Annotated in this window: 19 protein-coding genes; 11 read left to right on the top strand and 8 right to left on the bottom strand. The window is 72.0% G+C overall.

Annotated elements, in window-relative coordinates:
• On the bottom strand, positions 1-94 hold a 94-nt coding region (locus AB0J55_RS37945; RefSeq protein WP_364260667.1), incomplete at its 3' end, for a manganese catalase family protein.
• Between the two features lie 167 nt (positions 95-261).
• Between AB0J55_RS37945 and AB0J55_RS37950 the strand changes: the two genes are divergently transcribed.
• Positions 262-486, top strand: coding sequence for a hypothetical protein (locus AB0J55_RS37950; RefSeq protein WP_364260192.1), 225 nt, complete (start codon positions 262-264; stop codon positions 484-486).
• 27 nt (positions 487-513) lie between these two features.
• Here AB0J55_RS37950 and AB0J55_RS37955 read toward each other — a convergent pair whose 3' ends face one another.
• Positions 514-1,371 carry an SDR family oxidoreductase gene (locus tag AB0J55_RS37955; RefSeq protein ID WP_364260195.1) on the bottom strand — a complete coding sequence of 286 codons (858 nt, stop codon included), beginning with the start codon at positions 1,369-1,371 and terminating at the stop codon, positions 514-516.
• 119 nt (positions 1,372-1,490) lie between these two features.
• On the opposite strand from AB0J55_RS37955, the gene AB0J55_RS37960 reads away from it, so the two are divergent.
• The 4 genes from AB0J55_RS37960 (at position 1,491) to AB0J55_RS37975 (ending at position 5,966) form a co-directional block, all read left to right on the top strand.
• Entirely contained in the window at positions 1,491-1,889 is a 399-nt protein-coding gene (locus AB0J55_RS37960) for a helix-turn-helix domain-containing protein (RefSeq protein WP_364260198.1), read from the top strand.
• A gap of 231 nt (positions 1,890-2,120) precedes the next feature.
• Complete coding sequence (locus AB0J55_RS37965) at positions 2,121-3,668, top strand: alpha-L-arabinofuranosidase B (RefSeq protein WP_364260201.1); 1,548 nt, start codon at positions 2,121-2,123, stop codon at positions 3,666-3,668.
• A 79-nt stretch (positions 3,669-3,747) separates the two neighbouring features.
• On the top strand, positions 3,748-4,710 hold the full coding sequence (locus tag AB0J55_RS37970; protein WP_364260204.1) for an arabinan endo-1,5-alpha-L-arabinosidase: 963 nt from the start codon (positions 3,748-3,750) through the stop codon (positions 4,708-4,710).
• Between the two features lie 29 nt (positions 4,711-4,739).
• Positions 4,740-5,966, top strand: a complete 1,227-nt coding sequence (locus tag AB0J55_RS37975; protein WP_364260207.1) for a GDSL-type esterase/lipase family protein — start codon at positions 4,740-4,742, stop codon at positions 5,964-5,966.
• 4 nt (positions 5,967-5,970) lie between these two features.
• Here the strand turns inward: AB0J55_RS37975 and AB0J55_RS37980 are convergent, their stop codons facing one another.
• A complete protein-coding gene (locus tag AB0J55_RS37980; RefSeq protein WP_364260210.1) occupies positions 5,971-6,105 on the bottom strand; it encodes a hypothetical protein in 135 nt (44 codons plus the stop codon).
• A 404-nt stretch (positions 6,106-6,509) separates the two neighbouring features.
• Positions 6,510-7,574 carry a LacI family DNA-binding transcriptional regulator gene (locus tag AB0J55_RS37985; RefSeq protein WP_364260670.1) on the bottom strand — a complete coding sequence of 355 codons (1,065 nt, stop codon included), beginning with the start codon at positions 7,572-7,574 and terminating at the stop codon, positions 6,510-6,512.
• Between the two features lie 104 nt (positions 7,575-7,678).
• On the opposite strand from AB0J55_RS37985, the gene AB0J55_RS37990 reads away from it, so the two are divergent.
• The 5 genes from AB0J55_RS37990 to AB0J55_RS38010 all read left to right on the top strand — a co-directional run bounded on the left by AB0J55_RS37990 (position 7,679) and on the right by AB0J55_RS38010 (position 13,263).
• Positions 7,679-8,905 carry an ABC transporter substrate-binding protein gene (locus AB0J55_RS37990; RefSeq protein ID WP_364260212.1) on the top strand — a complete coding sequence of 409 codons (1,227 nt, stop codon included), beginning with the start codon at positions 7,679-7,681 and terminating at the stop codon, positions 8,903-8,905.
• A gap of 8 nt (positions 8,906-8,913) precedes the next feature.
• Positions 8,914-9,861 carry a sugar ABC transporter permease gene (locus tag AB0J55_RS37995; RefSeq protein WP_364260215.1) on the top strand — a complete coding sequence of 316 codons (948 nt, stop codon included), beginning with the start codon at positions 8,914-8,916 and terminating at the stop codon, positions 9,859-9,861.
• Positions 9,858-10,667, top strand: a complete 810-nt coding sequence (locus tag AB0J55_RS38000; RefSeq protein ID WP_364260218.1) for a carbohydrate ABC transporter permease — start codon at positions 9,858-9,860, stop codon at positions 10,665-10,667. The genes AB0J55_RS37995 and AB0J55_RS38000 overlap by 4 nt, the downstream gene beginning before the upstream one ends.
• A 25-nt stretch (positions 10,668-10,692) precedes the next feature.
• Positions 10,693-12,402 (top strand): glycogen debranching protein, encoded by a 1,710-nt coding sequence (locus tag AB0J55_RS38005; protein WP_364260221.1) that lies wholly within the window; start codon positions 10,693-10,695, stop codon positions 12,400-12,402.
• Positions 12,403-12,570: 168 nt separating this feature from the next.
• On the top strand, positions 12,571-13,263 hold the full coding sequence (locus AB0J55_RS38010) for a hypothetical protein (protein ID WP_364260224.1): 693 nt from the start codon (positions 12,571-12,573) through the stop codon (positions 13,261-13,263).
• On the opposite strand, the gene AB0J55_RS38015 is transcribed toward AB0J55_RS38010, so the two are convergent.
• From AB0J55_RS38015 to AB0J55_RS38030, 4 genes are all read right to left on the bottom strand, one after another.
• Positions 13,242-14,624 carry a dipeptidase gene (locus AB0J55_RS38015; protein ID WP_364260227.1) on the bottom strand — a complete coding sequence of 461 codons (1,383 nt, stop codon included), beginning with the start codon at positions 14,622-14,624 and terminating at the stop codon, positions 13,242-13,244. The genes AB0J55_RS38010 and AB0J55_RS38015 overlap by 22 nt on opposite strands.
• Positions 14,621-14,857: a hypothetical protein gene (locus AB0J55_RS38020; RefSeq protein ID WP_364260230.1), complete on the bottom strand. Its 237-nt coding sequence runs from the start codon at positions 14,855-14,857 to the stop codon at positions 14,621-14,623. Before AB0J55_RS38020 ends, AB0J55_RS38015 begins: the two co-directional genes overlap by 4 nt.
• Positions 14,854-16,326: an APC family permease gene (locus AB0J55_RS38025; protein WP_364260233.1), complete on the bottom strand. Its 1,473-nt coding sequence runs from the start codon at positions 16,324-16,326 to the stop codon at positions 14,854-14,856. The genes AB0J55_RS38020 and AB0J55_RS38025 overlap by 4 nt, the downstream gene beginning before the upstream one ends.
• A 96-nt stretch (positions 16,327-16,422) precedes the next feature.
• On the bottom strand, positions 16,423-18,237 hold the full coding sequence (locus AB0J55_RS38030) for a glycoside hydrolase family 15 protein (RefSeq protein ID WP_364260236.1): 1,815 nt from the start codon (positions 18,235-18,237) through the stop codon (positions 16,423-16,425).
• A gap of 137 nt (positions 18,238-18,374) precedes the next feature.
• Here AB0J55_RS38030 and AB0J55_RS38035 point away from each other — a divergent pair, with 137 nt between their 5' ends.
• Positions 18,375-19,772, top strand: coding sequence for an MFS transporter (locus AB0J55_RS38035; RefSeq protein ID WP_364260239.1), 1,398 nt, complete (start codon positions 18,375-18,377; stop codon positions 19,770-19,772).
• The last annotated feature ends 28 nt before the right edge of the window (positions 19,773-19,800 follow it).

Here is a 19,800-nt window from a genome sequence, read left to right on the forward strand (position 1 = left end):
CGCCGCCGATGAGTTCCTGGAGTTTGTGGGCGTAGACGGGGTCGGGCTTTTCGGGCTTGGCTTCGAACTGCAGCAGCTTCGTGTGACGGAACACGACATTCCCTCCGTCGTCGGGGTGGCGGTCGGAGGGGGCTTTCCCGGTTAGCGGAAGGTTAACCCCGGCGATCGCGAAGGGTCCGTCCGGCGGAGGCGAGGATCGACAACGCCACTGCCGCTGTGGTAGTTGAACGCGGAACGTTCGAAGGCGAGTGGAGCGATTACGTGAGCGATCACCAGGAGCGGGTACCGACCTGCCGGCGGTACCAGTGCGACGAGCCGGCCCTCTGGCGCAGGATGTGCGCGGCTCACTGGGCTCGCTGGCAGAACGGGACCGACCCGCTCGACCAGCCCGGTGACGACGGCCAATCCCCCGAAGCCCGGGTGTGGCAGCCGCCGCTGCGGGAGACCAGCGTGTCCCGGCGGAAGCCGCCCGGCCGGCCGCTGTGACGACGGCCGGGCGGCTCGGCGGCGGGTTCAGCGCGGGCCGGCGACCTCGGCCACGGTGACACCGACCGGCGTGGCCGGGCGGCCGATCAGGGTGCGCAGGTCGTCCGTGGTCTCGGCGAGCAGGCCGTCCTTGATGTCGCCGTCGATCGCCACCAGGAAGCCGATGAGCGGCTCCGGCAGGCCGGCCTGGGCGAGGACCTTGGCGTGCTCGTCGGCCGGCAGGTCGGCGTAGGTGATCTCGCGGCCGGTGGCCTTGGCGATCTCGGCGGCGAGGTCCGCGTACGAGTAGGCGGTGTCCCCGGTGAGCTCGTAGATCCTGCCCTCGTGACCTTCGCCGGCCAGCACCGCGACCGCGGCCGCGGCGTAGTCCGCGCGGGCGGCGCCGGCGATCCGGCCGTCACCGGCGCTGCCGACGAAGCTGCCGGTCCCGGCGGCCTGCTTGATCGTCTCGGCGTAGTTCTCGTGGTACCAGTTGTTGCGCAGGATGGTGGCGGTCAGGCCGGACGCCTCGATGAGTTCCTCGGTCGCCTTGTGCTCGGGGGCCACCGCGAGCTTCGACGTCGTCGCCTTCGAGGCGCTGGTGTAGACGAGGTGCCCGACACCGGCCCGCTTCGCCGCTTCGATGACCGCCTGGTGCTGCGCGACGCGCTGGCCGACCTCGCTGCTGGAGACCAGCAACAGCTTGTCGGCCCCCTTGAACGCGGTGACCAGGCTTTCGGGGTCGGTGTAGTCCGCGCGGCGGACCTCGACGCCGCGCTCGGCCAGGGCGGCGGCCTTCTCCGGGGTGCGGACCGCGGCGACGACCTGGTCGGCGGGCAGCTTCTCGAGCAGGCCTTCGACCACGAGCTTGCCGAGGTGGCCGGTGGCGCCGGTGACGACGATCATGAGGACTCCTTGAAGGTTCAAGTACCTGGTCCCTGGAGGATGTACTAACTTTTAGAAAGTACCAACTCATTGTTAGTGCTGTCACATCCATCGTGCAAACTCTTGGGTAGTATCGAGGGGTGGATGAACAACGAGCCGACGCCGAGCACGAGGCACTGGTCGCCGACGTGTTCAGCGCCGCGTGCGCGTCCCGGGCCGTGCTGGAACACGTCACCGGCCGGTGGGGCGTGCTCGCCCTCGCCGCGCTGAACGACGGCGTCTTCCGGTTCAACGCCCTGCGCCGCCGGGTGCAGGGGGTCAGCGAGAAGATGCTCGCCCAGACCCTGCAGACGCTCGAGCGCGACGGTTTCGTGCACCGGGACGCGCGCCCGACCATCCCGCCGCACGTCGAATACAGCCTCACCCCCGCCGGTCAGGAGGTTGCCCGGCGCCTGCTGGCGCTGATCGAGGTGCTCGAAGCCGGCGTGCCCGAGGTGATGGCGGCGCAGGCCCGGTACGACGAGGCGAAGGGCGCCTGACCGGAATCCTCTTGCGGGGCAAGGGGTCCGGGCGGGATCTCGAAAGCGTCGAAAGAATTGCGCTGCGGAAATCCCCCATTGCACTGTGTCGGCGCGGGCGTTATGTTAGCGCTCACAATCGCTCCGCCTGTGCCGTCCCAGCGTGTCGGTGATCGAGGAGGAGGTTGGCAACGTCGCCGGCCCGCGCACCTGTCGATTCGAGGATTTCCGCACCGCACCAGGAGATCACCCATGGCACGACAGCCGAGAACTCCCCGCGCCATCGCCTCCGCCGTCCTCGCGGCCGGCACGCTCGTCACCGGTCTGCTGGTCGGTGGCGGCACGTCCCAGGCGGCCACGCAGGGCCCTTGCGACATCTACGCGGCCGGCGGCACGCCTTGCGTGGCCGCGCATTCGACGACCCGCGCGCTGTACGGCGCCTACAACGGCCCGCTGTACCAGGTCCGGCGCGCGTCGGACAGCGCCACGCGCGACATCGCCCCGCTGACCGCGGGCGGGGTCGCCAACGCCGCCACCCAGGATTCGTTCTGCGCCGGGACGACCTGCCTGATCACGGTCATCTACGACCAGTCGGGCCGGAACAACCGCCTCACGCAGGCGCCCCCGGGCGGGTTCTCCGGCCCGGCCGCGGGCGGGTACGACAACCTTGCCAACGCCACCGCGGCGCCGATCACGGTGGGCGGGCACAAGGCTTACGGCGTCTACGTGGCCCCCGGTACCGGCTACCGCAACAACAACACCAACGGCGTCGCGACCGGTGACCAGCCGGAAGGCATGTACGCGATCTTCGACGGCACGCACTACAACGGCGGCTGCTGCTTCGACTACGGCAACGCCGAGCGCAACAGCCGTGACAACGGCAACGGCACCATGGAAGCGATCTACTTCGGCAACATCAAGGTGTGGGGCTACGGCGCCGGCAACGGCCCGTGGATCATGGCCGACCTGGAGAACGGCCTGTTCTCCGGCGTCAACCAGCACTACAACGCCAACGACCCCAGCATCAGCCACCGCTTCCTGACGGCGATCATCAAGGGCGGCCCCAACCACTGGGCCATCCGTGGCGGCAACGCCCAGTCCGGTGGTGTGTCGACGTTCTACGACGGCGTGCGGCCCAACGTGTCGGGCTACAACCCGATGAAGAAGGAAGGCGCCATCATCCTCGGCATCGGCGGCGACAACAGCGTCGGCGCCCGCGGCACCTTCTACGAAGGCGTGATGACGTCCGGTTATCCTTCGGACGCCACGGAGAACGCGGTCCAGGCCAACATCACCGCGGCCGGCTACGCCACGAGTTCCGCGGGTACCGGCCTGACGCCGGGCACGTCCGTCTCGCTGCGAGCCACCACCGCCTGCTGCACCGACCGCTACATCCACCACACGGGGTCCACAGTGGACACCGCGGTGATCGGCAGCGGCAGCTCCGCCACCGAAAAGGGCAACAGTTCCTGGACCGTCCGAACCGGACTCGGCAGTGCCTCGTGCGTGTCGTTCGAGTCCAGGAACGTGCCCGGACAGTACCTGCGGCACCAGAACTACCAGCTGTACCTGCAGGCCAACGACGGGAGTTCGCTGTTCGCCCAGGACGCGACCTTCTGCCCGGAGGCCGGCCGCAACGGGCAGGGCGCGTCGCTGCGGTCGCTCAACTTCCCCGACCGGTACGTGCGGCACTACGCCAACATCGTCTACATCGCCGCCAACGGCGGGTCGAACACCTTCGACAACGCCACCGCCTACAACGACGACGTGAGCTGGCTCGTCAGCTCTCCGTGGTCCTGACCCCCAGCGGTGATCATGCGTCACCCCGGTGGTGGCGCATGATCACCCGCCCGGCCCGTTCCGTGCCGAGGGAGGCACCATGTCGGTCGCTCGAACAGTCCTCCTTGTCCTGACCGCACTTCTGGTCGCGTTGCCCGCCGCGCCGGCGGCCGCCGCGGCCGGCTACCCGAATCCCGGTCGCGTGACCGGCGACATCGGAGTGCACGACCCGAGCGTGGTGAAGCGCCCGGACGGCAGCTACCTCGTGGCGCACACCGGGGACGGCATCGCGCTGAAGACCTCCACCGACCGCACGGCGTTCCGCAACGCCGGCTCGGCGTTCCCCGGCGGCGCGCCGTGGACCACGTCCTACACCGCGGGCAGCCGCAGCCTGTGGGCGCCGGACATCTCCTACCACAACGGCCGCTACTACCTGTACTACTCGGCCTCGACGTTCGGTTCCCGCCACTCGGCGATCTTCCTGGCGACCAGTGCTTCCGGTGGCTCGGGGACGTGGACGAACCAGGGGCTCGTGGTCGAGTCCCGCGACAGCGACAACTTCAACGCCATCGACCCCAACCTGGTCGTGGACGAGCAGGGGCGGTGGTGGCTGAGCTTCGGCTCGTTCTGGTCGGGCATCAAGCTGATCGCGCTCGATCCGGCGACCGGCCTGCGCCAGGGCAGCGGCATGACGGCGATCGCGGGCCGCGGCGGTGGCGCGATCGAGGCGCCGTACATCGTCAAGCGCGGCCAGTACTACTACCAGTTCGTGTCGTTCGACTTCTGCTGCCGCGGCGCGTCGAGCACCTACCGTGTGGTGGTTGGCCGGTCGACGAGCGTCACCGGTCCCTACGCCGACCGCAGCGGAGTGCCGATGAACTCCGGTGGTGGTACCGAAATCCTGGCCGGGCACGGCAGCGTCCACGGACCGGGCCACGAAGCCGTGCTCGCCGACAACGACGGCGATCTGCTGTTCTACCACTACTACGCCGACAACGGCGCAGCGCTCCTCGGCGTCAACCGCCTGACCTACGACGCGGCCGGCTGGCCGGTCGTCGTCTGATCACCCCCGTCGACGAGGAGGATGCCCGGATGCGTCTTCGCAGCACCGCTGTCGTCCTGGCTGTTTCCGCGTCGCTGCTGAGCCCGGCGGTGGCGGAGGCGTCCGCCCTGCCGGGCTCGGTCACGCTCACGGAGTCGTCCCTCGAGGGCGTGCACGGCGTTTCGCCCGACGTCACGGTCCGCAATGTGCTCACCGTGACCGCGAGCGGGACGGCCCTGCGCGTCCGGCTGGGCAACCCGTTCGGCGCCGGTCCGCTGCAGGTGCGGTCGGTGTGGGTGGGGCGGCAGCCGTCGACGGGTTCGCCCGCGCTGGTGCCGGGCTCGAACCGCCGCGCGACGTTCGGGTTCCGGCACGCGGTGACGATCCCGCCGGGTGCGAGCGCGTGGACCGACCCGCTGCCGCTGTCCGTGCGGCGCGGCGACCACGTCGCGGTGAGCGTGTACGCGCCCGGGTCGCCGGTCGACGACCACACCTTCCCGCCGCCGGAGACCGACACGCCGGGGTCGTTCGCCTCGGCCGGGCCGGGTGACGCCGGCGCGGACGAGTCGGGACGGGCGTACGGCGCCTTCGCGCCCGGCGTGCTGTGGTGGGCGGACGCGATCAGTGCGGTGTCGCCGGCCCGCGGCACGATCGTCGCCCTCGGGGACTCGATCACCGACGGCTACAACGCCTTCGGCGGCGGCCCCCGCTGGACCGACGTGCTCGCCGGGCGCATCGCGACCCGCCCGCCGGCGCGGCAGCTGTCGGTGGCCAACGCCGGGATCAGCGGCAACACCGTCAGCGTGCAGCCGAACCCGTACGACCCGACCGGCCAGTGCTGCGGGCCACCGGCGCCGGCCCGCCTCGACCGGGACGTGCTTTCCCTGCCCGGCGTGCGGTACGTCCTGCTCCTGGAAGGCACGAACGACCTCGGTGGCGGCGACTACGCGCCCCCGGCGCCGGCCACGCAGGTCATCGACGCGATGCGGACGATAGCCGGGCGGGTGCACGCGGCGGGCCGCAAGATCGTCGGCGCGACGATCCTGCCGATGTGCAACGCGCCGGGCGGCCCGAAGGAGCAGGCCCGGCTGGCGGTCAACGCGTGGATCCGCGCGTCGGGCACGTTCGACGCGGTCCTCGACTTCGACGCGGTGCTGCGCGACCCGGCCGACCCGACGGTGATCCGCGCGGACTGGCGCACCGACTGCTACCACCCCAACGCGGCGGGGGACCGCCTGCTGGGCGACTCGATCGACCTCCGGGTCTTCGGGTTGTGAGAGGTCAGGGCCGGTCTGGCTTGGGCTGCTGGGGGTCGCGGACCGGCCGTGGCTCGCGGGCCGGGGTGGTTCGCGGCTCCCGGGCCCGGGCCCGGCGGGCGCCGAGGACCGTGACGATCAGCTGGTCGATGGGGGACATCGGAGCCTCTCCGCGGGGAACGATCGAACCGGTTCGATCATGAGCTCACCTTAGGGCACGCCTGGTGCAGATGGCACCGCCCGAACGGCGGAGGCGGTTCGACCGGAGGTGGCAACGCTCGGGGGCGGGGAGTTGCGGTGGCTCGGCCGGTTTCGCGGCGGCGGGTGGTGGGCTGGGTCGGGTTGCCGTTGTTGGCGGGGCCGCGTGGCGTTGCGGGACCACGACGGGCTGGGCCGGATTGCCGCCGGCGGAGGGTGGTGGGCTGGGTCGGGTTGCCGCTGTTGGCGGCCCGCATGGCGTTGCCGGAGCACGACGGGCCGGTCGGATTGCCGCCGGCGGCGGGCGTGCGCTGGACCGTGGTGGGTCGGCGGCGGGGTCGTGTGCCGAGCCGGGCCGGCTCGTCGCTACCCCCGTGGCCGGGCCCCCGTGCTCGATCGCAGCGAGATCGGCGGCTCCAGCAGTGCGTGGCGCGGCTCCGCGTCGCCGTCCGCGATCTGGGCCAGCAGCAGGTCGACCGCCAGGCGGCCGAGGGTGGTGGCCGGGACGTCCGCTGCCGTCAGCGGGGGGTGGAAGTCCTCCGCCAGCCTCTCCGCGATCACCCCCGTCAGCGAAAAGTCGCGCGGTACCTCCAACCCCGCCCGGTGCAACGCGCGCTGGACCCCCGGCAGTGCCGCCTCGTTGATCGTGACCGCCGCCGTCACCTCGGGCCACTGGGTCCGGATCTGCTCGAAGCACGCCAGCCCCGCCGCCGCTTCGTCCGCGCAGCACACCGTGCGGGCCCGCAAGCCGCGCGCCGCCGTGGCCTCCAGGAATCCCGTGGCCGAACGGAGAGCCGGGCCGTAACCCGCCGCGACGAGTTCCGCCGACCGGTTGATCAGCACCACCTCCTCGTGCCCCAGGTCGGCCAGGTGGTGGACGCAGCGCGTGATCAGCCCGCCGTAGTCGACGTCGACCCACCAGGACGCGCCCGGGTGCTCGACGTGGCCGATCGTCACGAACGGCAGGCTCGCCTGGCTCAGCCGCTCGACGCGCGGGTCCTCCAGGAGGATCTCCATCAGGATCACGCCGTCCACGCGCCGGCCGGTCACGATGCGCTCGAACGACCGGTCGTGGTCGCCGCCGCTGGGGGAGAGCAGGACGTCGAGGTCGTGGGCCGCGGCCGCGTCCACGACGCTGCCGACGAACCCCAGCTGGACGTCGGTCAGCCGGCGGCTGGCCGGCGGGACCACCAGGCCCAGCGTGCGCGTGCGGCCCTCGGCCAGCGCCCGGGCGCTCGCGTTGGGCCGGTAGCCGAGCTCGGCGATGACGTCGTTGATGCGCTGCACGGTGGCCGCCGAGACCGGGCGCTTGCCGCTGAGCGCGTACGACACGGTGCTGCGCGACACCCCCGCGCGCCGCGCGATCTCGCCGATGTTCATCCCACTCCCGAGCGTCGTCCAGAACCGGTTCGATCGTAGTACACGCAGTATTGCGCAGGAGTGGTCGCGGGGTTTACGGTGACGCGGCCTCGGTCATCGAACCGGTTCGACGAAGGATCCACGGTCGTCGCAGGTGCCGACAGGAAGGACCCCTCATGCAGCGTCACCCGATCATCCGGCTGCTGTCGGCGGCCGTCGCCGCGACGGCGCTGGCCGCGTGCTCCTCCGGAACGGCCCCCGCCGCCGCGGGGCCCTTCACGGTCTGGGACCCGTACCCGCAGTTCGACGCGAGCTCCGCGTGGGCGAAGGTCGTCGACAAGTGCGGTGCCGAAGCCGGGGTCAAGATCGCGCGGCAGGCGTTCGACACGACCGACCTGACCAACAAGGTGCTGCTCGCCGCCCAGCAGGGCACCGCGCCGAACGTCCTGGTGGTGGACAACCCCGTGGTCTCCACCCTGGCCGACGGCGGTGTCCTGAAGTCCAATGTGGACACCGGCCTCGACGCCGCGCAGGCCGCCCCGAACCTGCTCGCCGCCGCCGAGGTCAAGGGGCAGACCTACGGCGTCCCGATCGGCGCGAACACCCTCGCCCTCTACTACAACAAGGACGTGCTGACCGCGGCCGGCGTCGACCCGGCGTCGGTGAAGGACTGGGCGAGTCTCGACGCCGCGCTGGCCAAGGTGCACGCCGCCGGCAAGAAGGGCATCACGTTCTCGGCCATCGGCACCGAGGAAGGCAGCTTCCAGTTCCTGCCGTGGTTCTGGGGCGCGGGAGCGAACCTGACCGACCTGGCCTCGCCCGCCGCCACCTCGGCGCTCGCGCAGTGGAAGTCCTGGCTGGACAAGGGGTACGCGCCGAACTCGGTGGTCGGCAACACGCAGACGACCAGCTGGCAGGAGTTCGCCACCGGCGAGTACGCCTTCGCCGAGAACGGCACCTGGCAGCTGCAGAACGCGAAGAAGGCCGGCTTCGCCTACGGCGTCCTCGCGATCCCGGCCCGCGCCGGGGGAGCGGCCCCGGCGCCGACCGGCGGCGAGTTCGTCACCGTGCCCGCGCAGAGCAGCCCGGACAGCGAGAAGACCGCGGGCAAGATCGCGTCCTGCCTGACCAGCCCGGCCAACGTCCTCGACTCCGACACCGCGCTGACCTACGTGTCCGCCGTGCCCGCGGTGCAGGAAAAGCAGGTCGCGGCACAGCCGGAGCTGAAGGTGTGGGTCGACGCCGTGAAGGTCGCGAAGGGCCGCACCGGCGACAACCTCGGCACCCGCTACCCGCGGATCTCGGAACCGCTGTGGGGCGCCGTGCAGGCCGCGCTCACCGGCGCGAAAGCCCCGGACGCCGCGCTCGCGGCCGCGCAGGCGACCGCCGCGTCGGCGAAGTAGGCCCGCTCGTGCAGGACATCCGTGAACCGGTTGCCGTCCGGCCGGCCGCGCGAGCGCCCGGCCGGCCGGGCCGCCGCCGTCGGCCGCAGCTGCTCGCGTGGGCGTTCCTCGCGCCTCTCGTCGCCTACCTCGTGCTCTGCTACGGCTACCCGCTCGTGACGAACGTCGACCTCAGCCTGCGCAACTACACGGTCCGCACCTTCGTGCACGGCGGGGCGCCGCTGGTGTGGTTCGACAACTACACGACCGTGTTCGCCGATCCGACCTTCCGTACGGCGCTGCTCAACACGTTCGTCTTCACGGCCGCGTCGTTGCTGTTCCAGTACGGCATCGGCCTGGCGATGGCCGTGTTCTTCGCCCGCCACTTCCGGCTGGGCCCGACGCTGCGGGCGCTGTTCCTGGTGCCCTGGCTGCTGCCGCTGATCGTCTCGGGCTCGACCTGGGCGTGGCTGCTCAACAGCGAGTCCGGGGTGGTCAACGCCGTGCTGGGCTGGTTCGGCGCCGGCCGGATCGACTGGCTGACCTCGCCGTCGTGGTCGCTGGTCTCGGTGATCATCGCCAACATCTGGATCGGCGTGCCGTTCAACCTCGTCGTGCTGCACAGCGGCCTGCAGAACATCCCGGCCGAGGTGTACGAGGCCGCGTCGCTCGACGGTGCCGGGGCGTGGCAGCGCTTCCGGCACGTCACCTTCCCGCTCCTGCGGCCGGTTTCGGCGATCACCCTGCTGCTGGGGCTGGTCTACACGCTGAAGGTGTTCGACGTCATCTGGATCATGACCAGGGGCGGGCCCGGCGGGTCGTCGACCACCCTGGCCACCTGGTCCTACCAGCTCGGGTTCGGCAGCCTGCTGCCGCGGTTCGGGCCCAGCGCGGCCGTGGGCAACGTGCTCATCCTGCTGGCGCTGGTCGCGGGCCTGCTCTACATCCGCGCGCAACGCCGGCAGGAGGCAGCGTGATCCGCCGCTGGCGCACCGCCGTGGGACTGGTGCTCACCGCCGTGATGCTGTTCCCCGTCTACTGGATGGTCAACGTGTCGCTGACGCCGGCCGGGCGGATGCGCAAGTCGCCGCCCGACTGGTTCCCCGCGGCACCGACTTTCGAGGGCTACGAGCGGGTGCTGCACGAGCAGCTCCCGTACTTCGCCACCAGCCTGCTCGTCGCGCTGGGGACCGTCGCCCTGACGCTGGCCCTGGCGGCGCCGTCGGCGTACGCGCTGGCCAAGCTCCGCCCGCGCGGGCGCCGGGCGCTGGGTTTCGTGCTGCTCGTCGCGCAGATGATCCCCGGCATCATCATGGCGCTGGGCTTCTACGGCATCTACGTCACGCTCGGCATCACCAACACCGCGTGGGGGCTGGTGCTGGCCGACTCGACGATCGCGGTGCCGTTCGCCGTGCTCATCCTGACCTCGTTCATGGCTTCGGTGCCGGACGAGCTCGTCCAGGCGGCCACCATCGACGGCGCGGGCGCGGTGCGCGCGTTCTGGTCGGTGGTGCTGCCCGCGAGCCGCAACGGGGTCGTCACGGCGGGGCTGTTCGCGTTCCTGTGGGCCTGGTCGGACTTCGTCTTCGCGGCGACGCTCGACGGCGGCGGCTCGCTGCGGCCGCTGACCCTGGGCATCTACCGCTACATCGGCAACAACAACCAGGAGTGGAACTCCATCATGGCGACGGCGGTGGTGGCCTCGGTGCCTGCCGCCGTGCTCCTCGTGCTGGCGCAGCGGTTCGTCGCCGCCGGCGTCACCGCGGGCGCCGTCAAGGACTGACCTCCCTCTCGGAAAGGACGCTTCTGTGCCCACGGGCGAGTTTTCGCTGCGGGAGATCCCCTTCAGCCACCCGGGATCGTGGTTCGACGTCTCCCCGGTGGTGGCCGAAGCCACCTACGCGGACGACCTGCACCTGGTGTCCCACCGCCACGGCATGCACGCCGTCCTGGCGCTCGTCCCCGAAAGCGGCGGGGAGCGGGTGGCGGTCCCGGCCGGCGCCACGCCGTCCGCGCTGACCTGGGGGGCCGGGGACCGGCGGATCACGGCCGCGTACGCGGGCCCGGACGCGCTCCGGATCGCCGGGCGCGGCCTGGCCCTGCGGATCCGCGCGGCCGAGCCCACGCTGACCCCGTTCACCGGCACCTACTTCTTCGCCGACCCGGTCGACGGTTCCGTCGTCTTCACCTCCTACGAAACCGGTCACCGCTACCGCGTCACCGTCCTTTCCGGACAGATGCGGCACGTCGGCGCCGAAGCACTGGGCACGGCCGAGCGGGCCGTCGTGCTGAGCGGCGACAGCTGGGAAGCGGTGCTCGAGGAACTGCCCGGTGCCCGGGAGCCGTACGTGCCGTCGACGGCGTTCGACGCCGTGGTCGCCGCCGCCGGGGCCGCGTTCGCCGCCTTCGCCGATTCGGTGGCGCCTTGGCGCAGCGAACGCACGCCCGCGGCCGAGCTCGCCTGCTACGTGCTCTGGTCGGCCATCGTGGCGCCGTCGGGGTTCGTGGGCCGTCCGGCGGTGCTGATGTCGAAGCACTGGATGGACAAGGTGTGGAGCTGGGACCACTGCTTCAACGCGCTCGCGCTGGCCGGCGGCCGGCCCGAACTGGCCTGGCACCAGTTCCAGGTCGTCTTCGACCACCAGGACGACCGGGGCGCGCTGCCCGACTCGGTCACCCACGCCGAGGTGCTGCGCAACTTCGTCAAGCCGCCCATCCACGGCTGGGCCCTGAGCCGCCTGCGGGCCCGCCTGCCCGGCGGCCTGCCGGAACCCGAGCGCGCCTACCGGCAGCTGGCGGCGTGGACGACGTTCTGGCTCGACCACCGCCGCGTGCCCGGCCGGCCGGTCGCCCACTACGAACACGGCAACGACAGCGGCTGGGACAACGCGACGCCGTTCGCCCGCGAACGGCTGGTGCAGACCCCCGACCTGGCCGCGTTCCTGGTGCTGCAGCTGACGGAGCTGGCCGGGCTGGCCGCCGGGCTCGGCGAGGCCGGCGCGGCCGCGCGGTGGCGCGCCGAAGCGGACGGCATGCTGGCGGCCCTGCTGGGCGAGCTCTGGGACGGCACGAAGTTCGTCAGCCGCTCGGCGACGACCGGCGCGGTCCAGGGCGGCGCGAGCCTGCTCGAACTGATGCCGGTCGTGCTCGGCGAACACCTGCCGGCCGAGGTCCGGGAGAAGCTCGTGGCGGGGCTCGAGGAGCACCTCACCGACATCGGGCTGGCCACCGAACGCCCCGGATCGCCGTGGTACGAGGCGGACGGCTACTGGCGCGGGCCGGTGTGGGCGCCGGTCACGGTGCTGATCGAGGACGGCCTCCGCCGCGCCGGGGCGGCAGACCTCGCCGACCGGGTCAGCGCGCGGTTCCGCGCGGTGTGCGAGAAATCCGGGTTCGCCGAGAACTTCGACGCGCTGACCGGCGACGGCCTGCGGGACCGCGCCTACACCTGGACGGCCGCGGCCTACCTCCTGCTCGCCGGGGACGCCGAAGCGCGGGAAACGCTTTCCGAAAAGTAATAATCCGGTTCGTTCGACCACATCGACGATCGCTGCCGTTGAAATCATCGATGCCATTGTCCGAATCGATCGAATGTGGGTGAGTAACGCACCGGATCTTGACCGGCGCACAACGCGGCTGCAATAGTCGTCCCGCCTCCCGTTCGATTTCCGGGAAAGGATGAACCGATGCACAAAGTCGTGCGTTCCCTGCTCGTCTCGCTGACCGCGGCCGCCGTGGTGGCCGGCACCGCCGGGGTGGCCGAAGCGGCCACCTGGTCGTCCTCTGACAAGTGGGCGACCTGGTCCAACGGCGGGTACACCGTCCGCAACGACGTCTGGGGCAGCGGGGCCGGCCCCCAGACGATCTGGGCGAATTCCTACAGCAACTGGGGCGTGTGGGCGGACCACCCGAACACCGGTGGCGTCAAATCGTACCCGCACTCGGCGAAGAACGTCGGCCGGACGCTCAGTTCCCTGCGCCAGGTTTCCAGCAGCTTCAACGTCGGCCGCGCGGGCAGTGGCGCCTACGAGACGGCCTATGACATCTGGGCGAACAACAACGCCTACGAAATCATGCTGTGGATGAACAAGCAGGGCGCGGTCGGCCCCATCGGCAGCAAGCAGACGACGGTGAGCGTCGGCGGCCACACCTGGGACGTCTACAAGGGATCGAACGGGTCGAACGCGGTCTTCTCGTTCCTGCGGACGTCGAACACGAACGCGGGCACGGTCGACGTGCTCGCGGTGCTCAACTGGATCAAGGCCCGCGGCTGGTTCGGGGACGTGACACTGGGCGAGGTGCAGTTCGGGTTCGAAATCACCTCCTCGGCGGGTGGGCTGAACTTCACCTCGAACAGCTATTCCGTCTCCGCTTCCTGACCGGCGGCACCGCGGGAGGTCCGGCCGTAGTCGCGGAGGAACCGGGCTTCGGCCAGGGCCATGGCCGCGATCTCCTGCGGTGCCACGCTTTCGTTCGGCGCGTGGATGCGGGCCTGTGGTTCCTCGACGCCGATGAGCAGGATCTCGGCGTCGGGGTAGGTCTCGGCGAAGACCGTGCACAACGGGATCGAACCGCCCTGGCCGAGCCTGCTCACCGGGCGGCCGTACACCGTCTGCATCGCGTGGGCCATCGTCGCGTACGCCGGACCGTCGGTGGCGGCCAGGAACGGCTGGCCGATCGCCTCGACGTCCACCGAGACCTCCACCCCCCACGGCGCGGCCGCCTGGAGGTGCTCGGTCAGCGCGCACGCCGCGTGGTGCGGGTCGACGCCCGGCGGGATGCGCAGGTTCAGCCGGGCCCGCGCCCGCGGGGCCAGCGCCGCCGTCGAGCCGACCACCGGCGGGCAGTCGATGCCCAGCACCGTCAGCGCCGGGCGGGCCCACAGCGTGTCCGCGACTTCGCCGCCGCCCAGCAGGACGGCGCCGGGTGGCAGGCCCGCGTCCGCCCGGAACCGGTCGGCCGGGTACGGGGCGCCGGACCAGCGGCCGTCGCCGGGCAGGCCGTGGACCGTGGTGGCGCCCTCGTCGTCGCGGAGGGAGGCCAGCACCCGCACCAGCACGGCCAGCGCGTCCGGGGCGGGCCCGCCGAACATGCCCGAGTGCAGCTCGGACGGCAGTGCTTCGACCGAGACGACGACGTTGACCAGGCCGCGCAGGCTGACCGTGACGGCCGGATGGCCGACCGCCGCGTTCCCGGTGTCGGCCACCAGGATCGCGTCGGCCCGCAGCAGGTCCGCGTGGTCCGGGACGAACGCCTCCAGCCCGCCGGTGCCCTGCTCCTCCGAGCCTTCGACGACCAGCTTGAGGTCGACCGGCACGTCGTCGCCGAGGGCCCGCAACGCCGTGAGGTGCATGAGGATGTTGCCCTTGCAGTCGGCGGCACCGCGCCCGTACCAGCGTCCGTCCACTTCGGTCAGCCGGAACGGCGGCGTCCGCCATTCGTCGTCGGCCAGCGGTGGCTGGACGTCGTAGTGCGCGTAGAGCAGCACGGCCGGCGCGTCCGCCCGGCCGCAGCGCCGGGTACCGACCACGGCCTGGCTGCCGTCCGGCGTGTCGGCGAGGGTCGTGCGGAAGCCGGCCTCGGCGAACGCGTCGGCGACCCACACGGCCGCGCGGTGACACTCGTCGGGCGGGAACTGCCGCGGGTCGGCCACCGACCGCAGCGCGACGAGCTCCGCGAGTTCCTCCCGCGCCCGGGGCATCAGGGCGTCGATCCGGTTCCGCAGGTCCACCGCGCTCACCCGCCCACCGGGCAGGGGCCGGCGTACCGCAGCGCCGGCCGGAGGAGCGGGCGTGCGCCCGGGCCACCGGCGGTGTCGCTCGCCGCCCGGGCGACCGCGCCGGTCAGGTCGGCGCAGACCGCGGACCGGTGGACCAGGTAACCGGCCACCAGCAACCCGCCCAGCACGACCGCCACCACGAAGTAGACGGCCGTCCGCTGCCCCCGGGTCGACTGTTCGTCCACAGTGGTCATGACGCGGTCACCTCCGGCTGCCGCCACGACGGTTTGCGCAAGCGGTAGAACAGGAACGGCACCAGCAGGCCGAGGCCGAGCGCGCCGCCGGCGACGATCCCGAGGTACACCCACGGGCTGCCCGAGCCGAACTGCGACGGCGGGACGAACCCGACCAGCAGCGCGGCCAGCGACGCACAGAACCCGACGCCGCACAGGCCGAGCAGCAGCGGTGCGCGGAACCCCCGCGGGTGATCGGGGTACTTGCGCCGCAACCGCACCGCGGCGGCGAACATCAGCAGGTACATGATCAGGTACACCTGCGTGGTGATCACCGAGAAGATCCAGTACGCGCTCGACACGTCCGGGATGAAGGCGTAGAGCAGCGCGATCAGCGTGGTGACCGCGCCCTGGACGACCAGGATGTTCTGCTGCACGCCCCGGCCGTTGAGCCGCTGCAGGAACGGCGGCAGGTACCCCTCCTGCCGGGCGATGAGCAGCAGGCCCTTCGACGGGCCGGCCAGCCACGTCAGCATCCCGCCGAGCGAGGCCAGGACGAGCAGGATCCCGATCAGCGGCGTCAGCCATTGGATCCCGAAACCGGCGAAGACGGCGTCGAAGGCCTGCATCACGCCGGCCGTCAGCGAGAGCCGGTCGGCCGGGATGACCCAGCTGATCGCGAGCGCGGGCAGGATGAAGATGAGCAGCACCAGCCCCATCGCCAGGAACATCGCCCGCGGGAACTCCTTGCCCGGCTTGCGCAGCGAGGACACGTGCACCGCGTTCATCTCCATGCCCGAGTAGGACAGGAAGTTGTTCACGATCAGCACGAGGCTCGCCAGCCCGGCCCACGCGGGCAGCAGGTGGTCCGCCGACATCGGGGCCGCCGACGGGTGCCCCTGCCCGAGGAACACGATCCCGAGGACGACGAGCAGCACGCCGGGCAGCAGCGTCCCGATGACGAGGCCGCCGCCGGCCAGCCCGGCCACCCCCTTCGTGCCCCGGGAGGAGATCCAGACGCCCGACCAGTACGCCACGACGATGACCGCGGCCGTCCACCACCCGCTGTTCGCCAGGTCCGGGTCGAAGACGTACGCGAGCGTGCTGGCGACGTACCCGAGCAGGCTGGGGTAGTAGAAGATCGTCATCGCGAACTGGCACCAGACGGCCAGGAACCCCATCGGCTTGGAGATCCCGAGCGCGACCCAGTTGTACACCCCGCCCGGCCAGCCCGACGCCAGCTCGGCGGAGACCAGCGACGTCGGCAGCAGGAAGACGATCGCCGGGACGACGTAGAGGAAGACGGCCGCGAGGCCGTACACCGCCATGGTCGGCGAGGGGCGCAGGCTCGCGACCGAACCGGTCGTCATGAGCGCGAGCGCGACCCAGGAAATCCACGCCGCGGCCGGTGGTTTCGCGCGGCCGGCCCCCTCCGCGGGTGGCGGCCCGGCTGGTTCCGCGGACCGGTGTGGTCGGTTGGTGGTGGTCATGGCTGTCGGCCTCCCGGGGCTCGCCTCGACGGGTGCCTCATCGTGTTCCGCGCGGGGCCGGGCCGGGTCACCCGTGGCGGGGGAGACCCGGCCTCCTCAGCCGAGGATCCGGTCGAGGGTGACGGCGGCGTCGATCAGGGCCAGGTGCGTGAACGCCTGCGGGAAGTTGCCGAGCTGCTCGCCGGTCGGGGCGATCTCCTCCGCGTACAGCCCGACGTGGTTGGCGTAGGTCAGCATCTTCTCGAACGCCGTGCGCGCCTCCTCCAGCCGGCCCGCCCGGGCCAGGGCGTCGACGTAGGCGAAGCTGCACAAGGAAAACGTGCCTTCGGAGCCGGCGAGCCCGTCCGGGGACGCGGCCGGGTCGTACCGGTAGACCAGGCTGTCGGTCACCAGGCCGGTCTTGATCGCGTCGAGCGTCGAGAGCCACAGTGGATCGGTGGCCGGGAGGAATCCGGTGCGGGGCATGCGGAGCAGGGCCGCGTCGAGCTCGTCGCCGGTGTCGTGCTGGACGAACGCGTTGCGCGTGCGGTGCCAGCCGCGGTCGAGGATCTGGCCGTGGATGCTGTCGCGCTGCCAGGTCCAGTCCTCGACCGGGGCCGGACGGCCGTGCGTGCCCGCCAGCCGGATGCCGCGGTCGAAGGCGACCCAGCTCATCAGCCTGCCGTAGGTGAACCGCTGCCGGCCGCCGCGCGTCTCCCAGATGCCTTCCTCGGGCTGGTCCCAGTGTTCGCCGAGCCAGTCGAGGGCCGCGCGCAGGGCCGTCCAGCCCTGGTGGGGGAGTTCGAACCCGGCCCGGTCGGCGGCGAAGACGCTGTCGAGGGCTTCGCCGTAGATGTCGAGCTGCAGCTGGCCGGCCGCGTCGTTGCCGATCCGGACCGGGGCCGACCCGCGGTACCCGGACCAGTGCGCGAGACTCTCCTCGGCCAGGTCCGTCGTGCCGTCCACCCGGTACAGCACGGCGAGCGGCCCGCTCGTCCCGCCCCGGCCTTCGCGGATGCGGTCGCCGAGCCAGTTCCCGAACCGGGCGGCCTCCTCGGCGAACCCGAGTGACAGCAACGCCGACACCGAGAACGACGCGTCGCGGACCCAGGTGTAGCGGTAGTCCCAGTTCCGTTCCCCGCCGAGTTCCTCGGGCAGCCCGAGGGTGGGCGCGGCGACCAGGCCGCCGGTCGGCGCGTAGGTGAGCAGCTTGAGCGTGATCGCGGACCGGAACACGATCTCCCGCCAGCGGCCGCGGTAGGTGGAGCGGGCCAGCCAGCCGCGCCACCAGTCCACAGTGGACTGGAAGAGCGCTTCGAACTCGGCGACGCGGATCTCGCGCGGCGGCTCCGCGGAATCGGTCTCGAGCACGACCCCGCGCACCTGGCCGGCGTCCAGGGTGAGCCGCAGGTGCACGTCACCGCCTTCGATGCGGGTTTCGGCGAGGTGCTCGTCGCCGGGCTCGCGGACCGCGTGCAGCACGAGGGAGGTGTCGCGCGCGACGAACACGGCCCCGTTCGCGACGAGCATCGCCTGGTGCGGACGGCGGCCGTAGTCGAAGCGGGGCGCGACCACGACGTCGAACGTCATCCGGCCGCGGACGCAGCGCACGAGCCGGGCGATCCGGTGCCGGGTGGTGGCGGGCCCGTCGCAGGGCGGCATGAAGTCGACCACCTCGCCGATGCCGTCGGGGCCGGAGAACCGGGTGATCAGCACCGCGGTGTCCGGGTGGTACATCTGGGAGCTCGCGCAGGCACCGGCGGGCCGGATCCGGAACCGGCCGCCGCGTTCGTCGTCGAGCAGGGCGCCGAAGACCGACGGCGAGTCGAAGCGGGGGCAGCAGAACCAGTCGATCGACCCGTCGGTCGTGACCAGCGCGGCCGTCTGCAGATCGCCGATCAGCCCGTGCTCGGCGATCGTGGTTTCGGTCATGGCTCCTCCATCGGCACCGGGGTCCCCTCACCGGCACCGTCCCGGGCGCCGCCGGGCGCTGCCTCATCCCCGCGGGGTGAGGTGGCCCGGGGCGGGGCGCGCCACCGTGTGCGGCACCCGACGAGGAAGGCCCGCCGATGATCGTGCTGCCCCTGGCCCTCGCCCAGTTCGTCGCGAGCTACGCCGCGACCACCATGACCGTCGCCGTCAGCGCCATCGCCGCGGACCTCGGCACGACCGTGCTCGGCGTGCAGGCGGCGATCACGGTGTTCACCCTGACCATGGCGTCGCTCATGGTGCCCGGCAGCAAGCTGAGCGACCTGCTGGGCCGCAAACGGTGCTTCCTGGCCGGGCTGGCCGTGTACGGCTCCGGCGCGCTGCTGGCTTCGGCCGCGCACGGACCGGCGCTGCTGATCTTCGGCTACTCCGTGCTGGAGGGCATCGGGTCGGCGCTGATGATCCCGCCGATCTACATCCTGGTCACCGTGACCAGCCCCGGGCTGGCGGCCCGGGCGCGGGCGTTCGGCGTGGTCAGCGGGGCCGGCGCGCTCGGGGCCGCGGCCGGCCCGCTCGTCGGCGGCCTGGTCACGACGTGGCTGGGCTGGCGGGCGTCCTTCCTGCTGCAGGTCCTCCTGGTCGTCCTGATCGTCCTGCTGGCGGTGCGGGTCACCGAGCCGCCCGCACCGCCGCGCGAAGAGAAGTTCGACGTCGCCGGCGCGATCCTCTCGGCGGCCGGGCTGTTCTTCGTCGTCTTCGGTGTCCTGCAGACGGGGACCTACGGCTGGCTCGTCTCACGCGCGGACTTCGCCGTCGGCGGCGTGGTCCTGCTCCCCGCCGGCGGGATCTCGCCGGTGTGGCTGTTCGCCGGCATCGGTGCCGGCTTCCTCACCGTGTTCTTCGCGCACGTCCGCGCGCGGGAACGGGCGGGCCGGGACGCGCTGGTGCCGTCCGGGCTCTTCCGCGACCGCGTCACCCGGCTCGGGCTGACCACCCAGCACGTGCAGTGGCTCGTCCTGCAGGGTGCGTTCTTCGTCGTCGCGGTCTTCCTGCAGGAGGTCCGCGGGTACAGCGCGATCGAGACCGGGCTGATGCTCACCCCGGCCACGGCCGGCATCCTGGGGGCCTCGGCCGCGGCGGGCCGGCTGGCGCGCCGGCACTCCCAGCGCGGGCTCGTCCGCGCCGGGTTCGCCGTCACCGTCGCGGGTCTCGCCCTCATGCTGCTGCTGGTCCGGGCGGACTCCGGGGTGGCGAGCGCGGTGCCGGGCCTGTTCCTGCTCGGCGCCGGGGTCGGGGTCATGCTGACGGCGTCGGTGAACCTGGTGCAGTCGCGCTTCCCGGACGCCGCCCAGGGCGACATCTCGGGGGTTTCCCGCAGTGCGTCGAACCTCGGCTCGTCGGTGGGGACGGCGCTGGCCGGCTCGGTCCTGGCCGGGACGCCGCACCTCGGCGGGCGGTCCTTCGCCCTCGCCCTCACCACCCTCGGCGTCGTGGCGGTGGCCGGGCTGGCCGCGGCGCTGCGGCTGCCGTCCGACTGATCCGTCCACAGTGGACGAGCGCCGGTGC

The organism is Amycolatopsis sp. NPDC049688, from assembly GCF_040674975.1.
GTDB lineage: Bacteria > Actinomycetota > Actinomycetes > Mycobacteriales > Pseudonocardiaceae > Amycolatopsis.

What these genes read in the sequence shown, in the direction of transcription:
- AB0J55_RS37955 (WP_364260195.1), bottom strand. Translation starts at nt 1,371, where the DNA reads ATGATCGTCGTCACCGGCGCCACCGGCCACCTCGGCAAGCTCGTGGTC.
- AB0J55_RS37975 (WP_364260207.1), top strand. Translation starts at nt 4,740, where the DNA reads ATGCGTCTTCGCAGCACCGCTGTCGTCCTGGCTGTTTCCGCGTCGCTG.
- AB0J55_RS37990 (WP_364260212.1), top strand. Translation starts at nt 7,679, where the DNA reads ATGCAGCGTCACCCGATCATCCGGCTGCTGTCGGCGGCCGTCGCCGCG.
- AB0J55_RS38030 (WP_364260236.1), bottom strand. Translation starts at nt 18,237, where the DNA reads ATGACCGAAACCACGATCGCCGAGCACGGGCTGATCGGCGATCTGCAG.
- AB0J55_RS38010 (WP_364260224.1), top strand. Translation starts at nt 12,571, where the DNA reads ATGCACAAAGTCGTGCGTTCCCTGCTCGTCTCGCTGACCGCGGCCGCC.
- AB0J55_RS38025 (WP_364260233.1), bottom strand. Translation starts at nt 16,326, where the DNA reads ATGACCACCACCAACCGACCACACCGGTCCGCGGAACCAGCCGGGCCG.
- AB0J55_RS37970 (WP_364260204.1), top strand. Translation starts at nt 3,748, where the DNA reads ATGTCGGTCGCTCGAACAGTCCTCCTTGTCCTGACCGCACTTCTGGTC.
- AB0J55_RS37965 (WP_364260201.1), top strand. Translation starts at nt 2,121, where the DNA reads ATGGCACGACAGCCGAGAACTCCCCGCGCCATCGCCTCCGCCGTCCTC.
- AB0J55_RS38035 (WP_364260239.1), top strand. Translation starts at nt 18,375, where the DNA reads ATGATCGTGCTGCCCCTGGCCCTCGCCCAGTTCGTCGCGAGCTACGCC.
- AB0J55_RS38020 (WP_364260230.1), bottom strand. Translation starts at nt 14,857, where the DNA reads ATGACCACTGTGGACGAACAGTCGACCCGGGGGCAGCGGACGGCCGTC.
- AB0J55_RS37980 (WP_364260210.1), bottom strand. Translation starts at nt 6,105, where the DNA reads ATGTCCCCCATCGACCAGCTGATCGTCACGGTCCTCGGCGCCCGCCGG.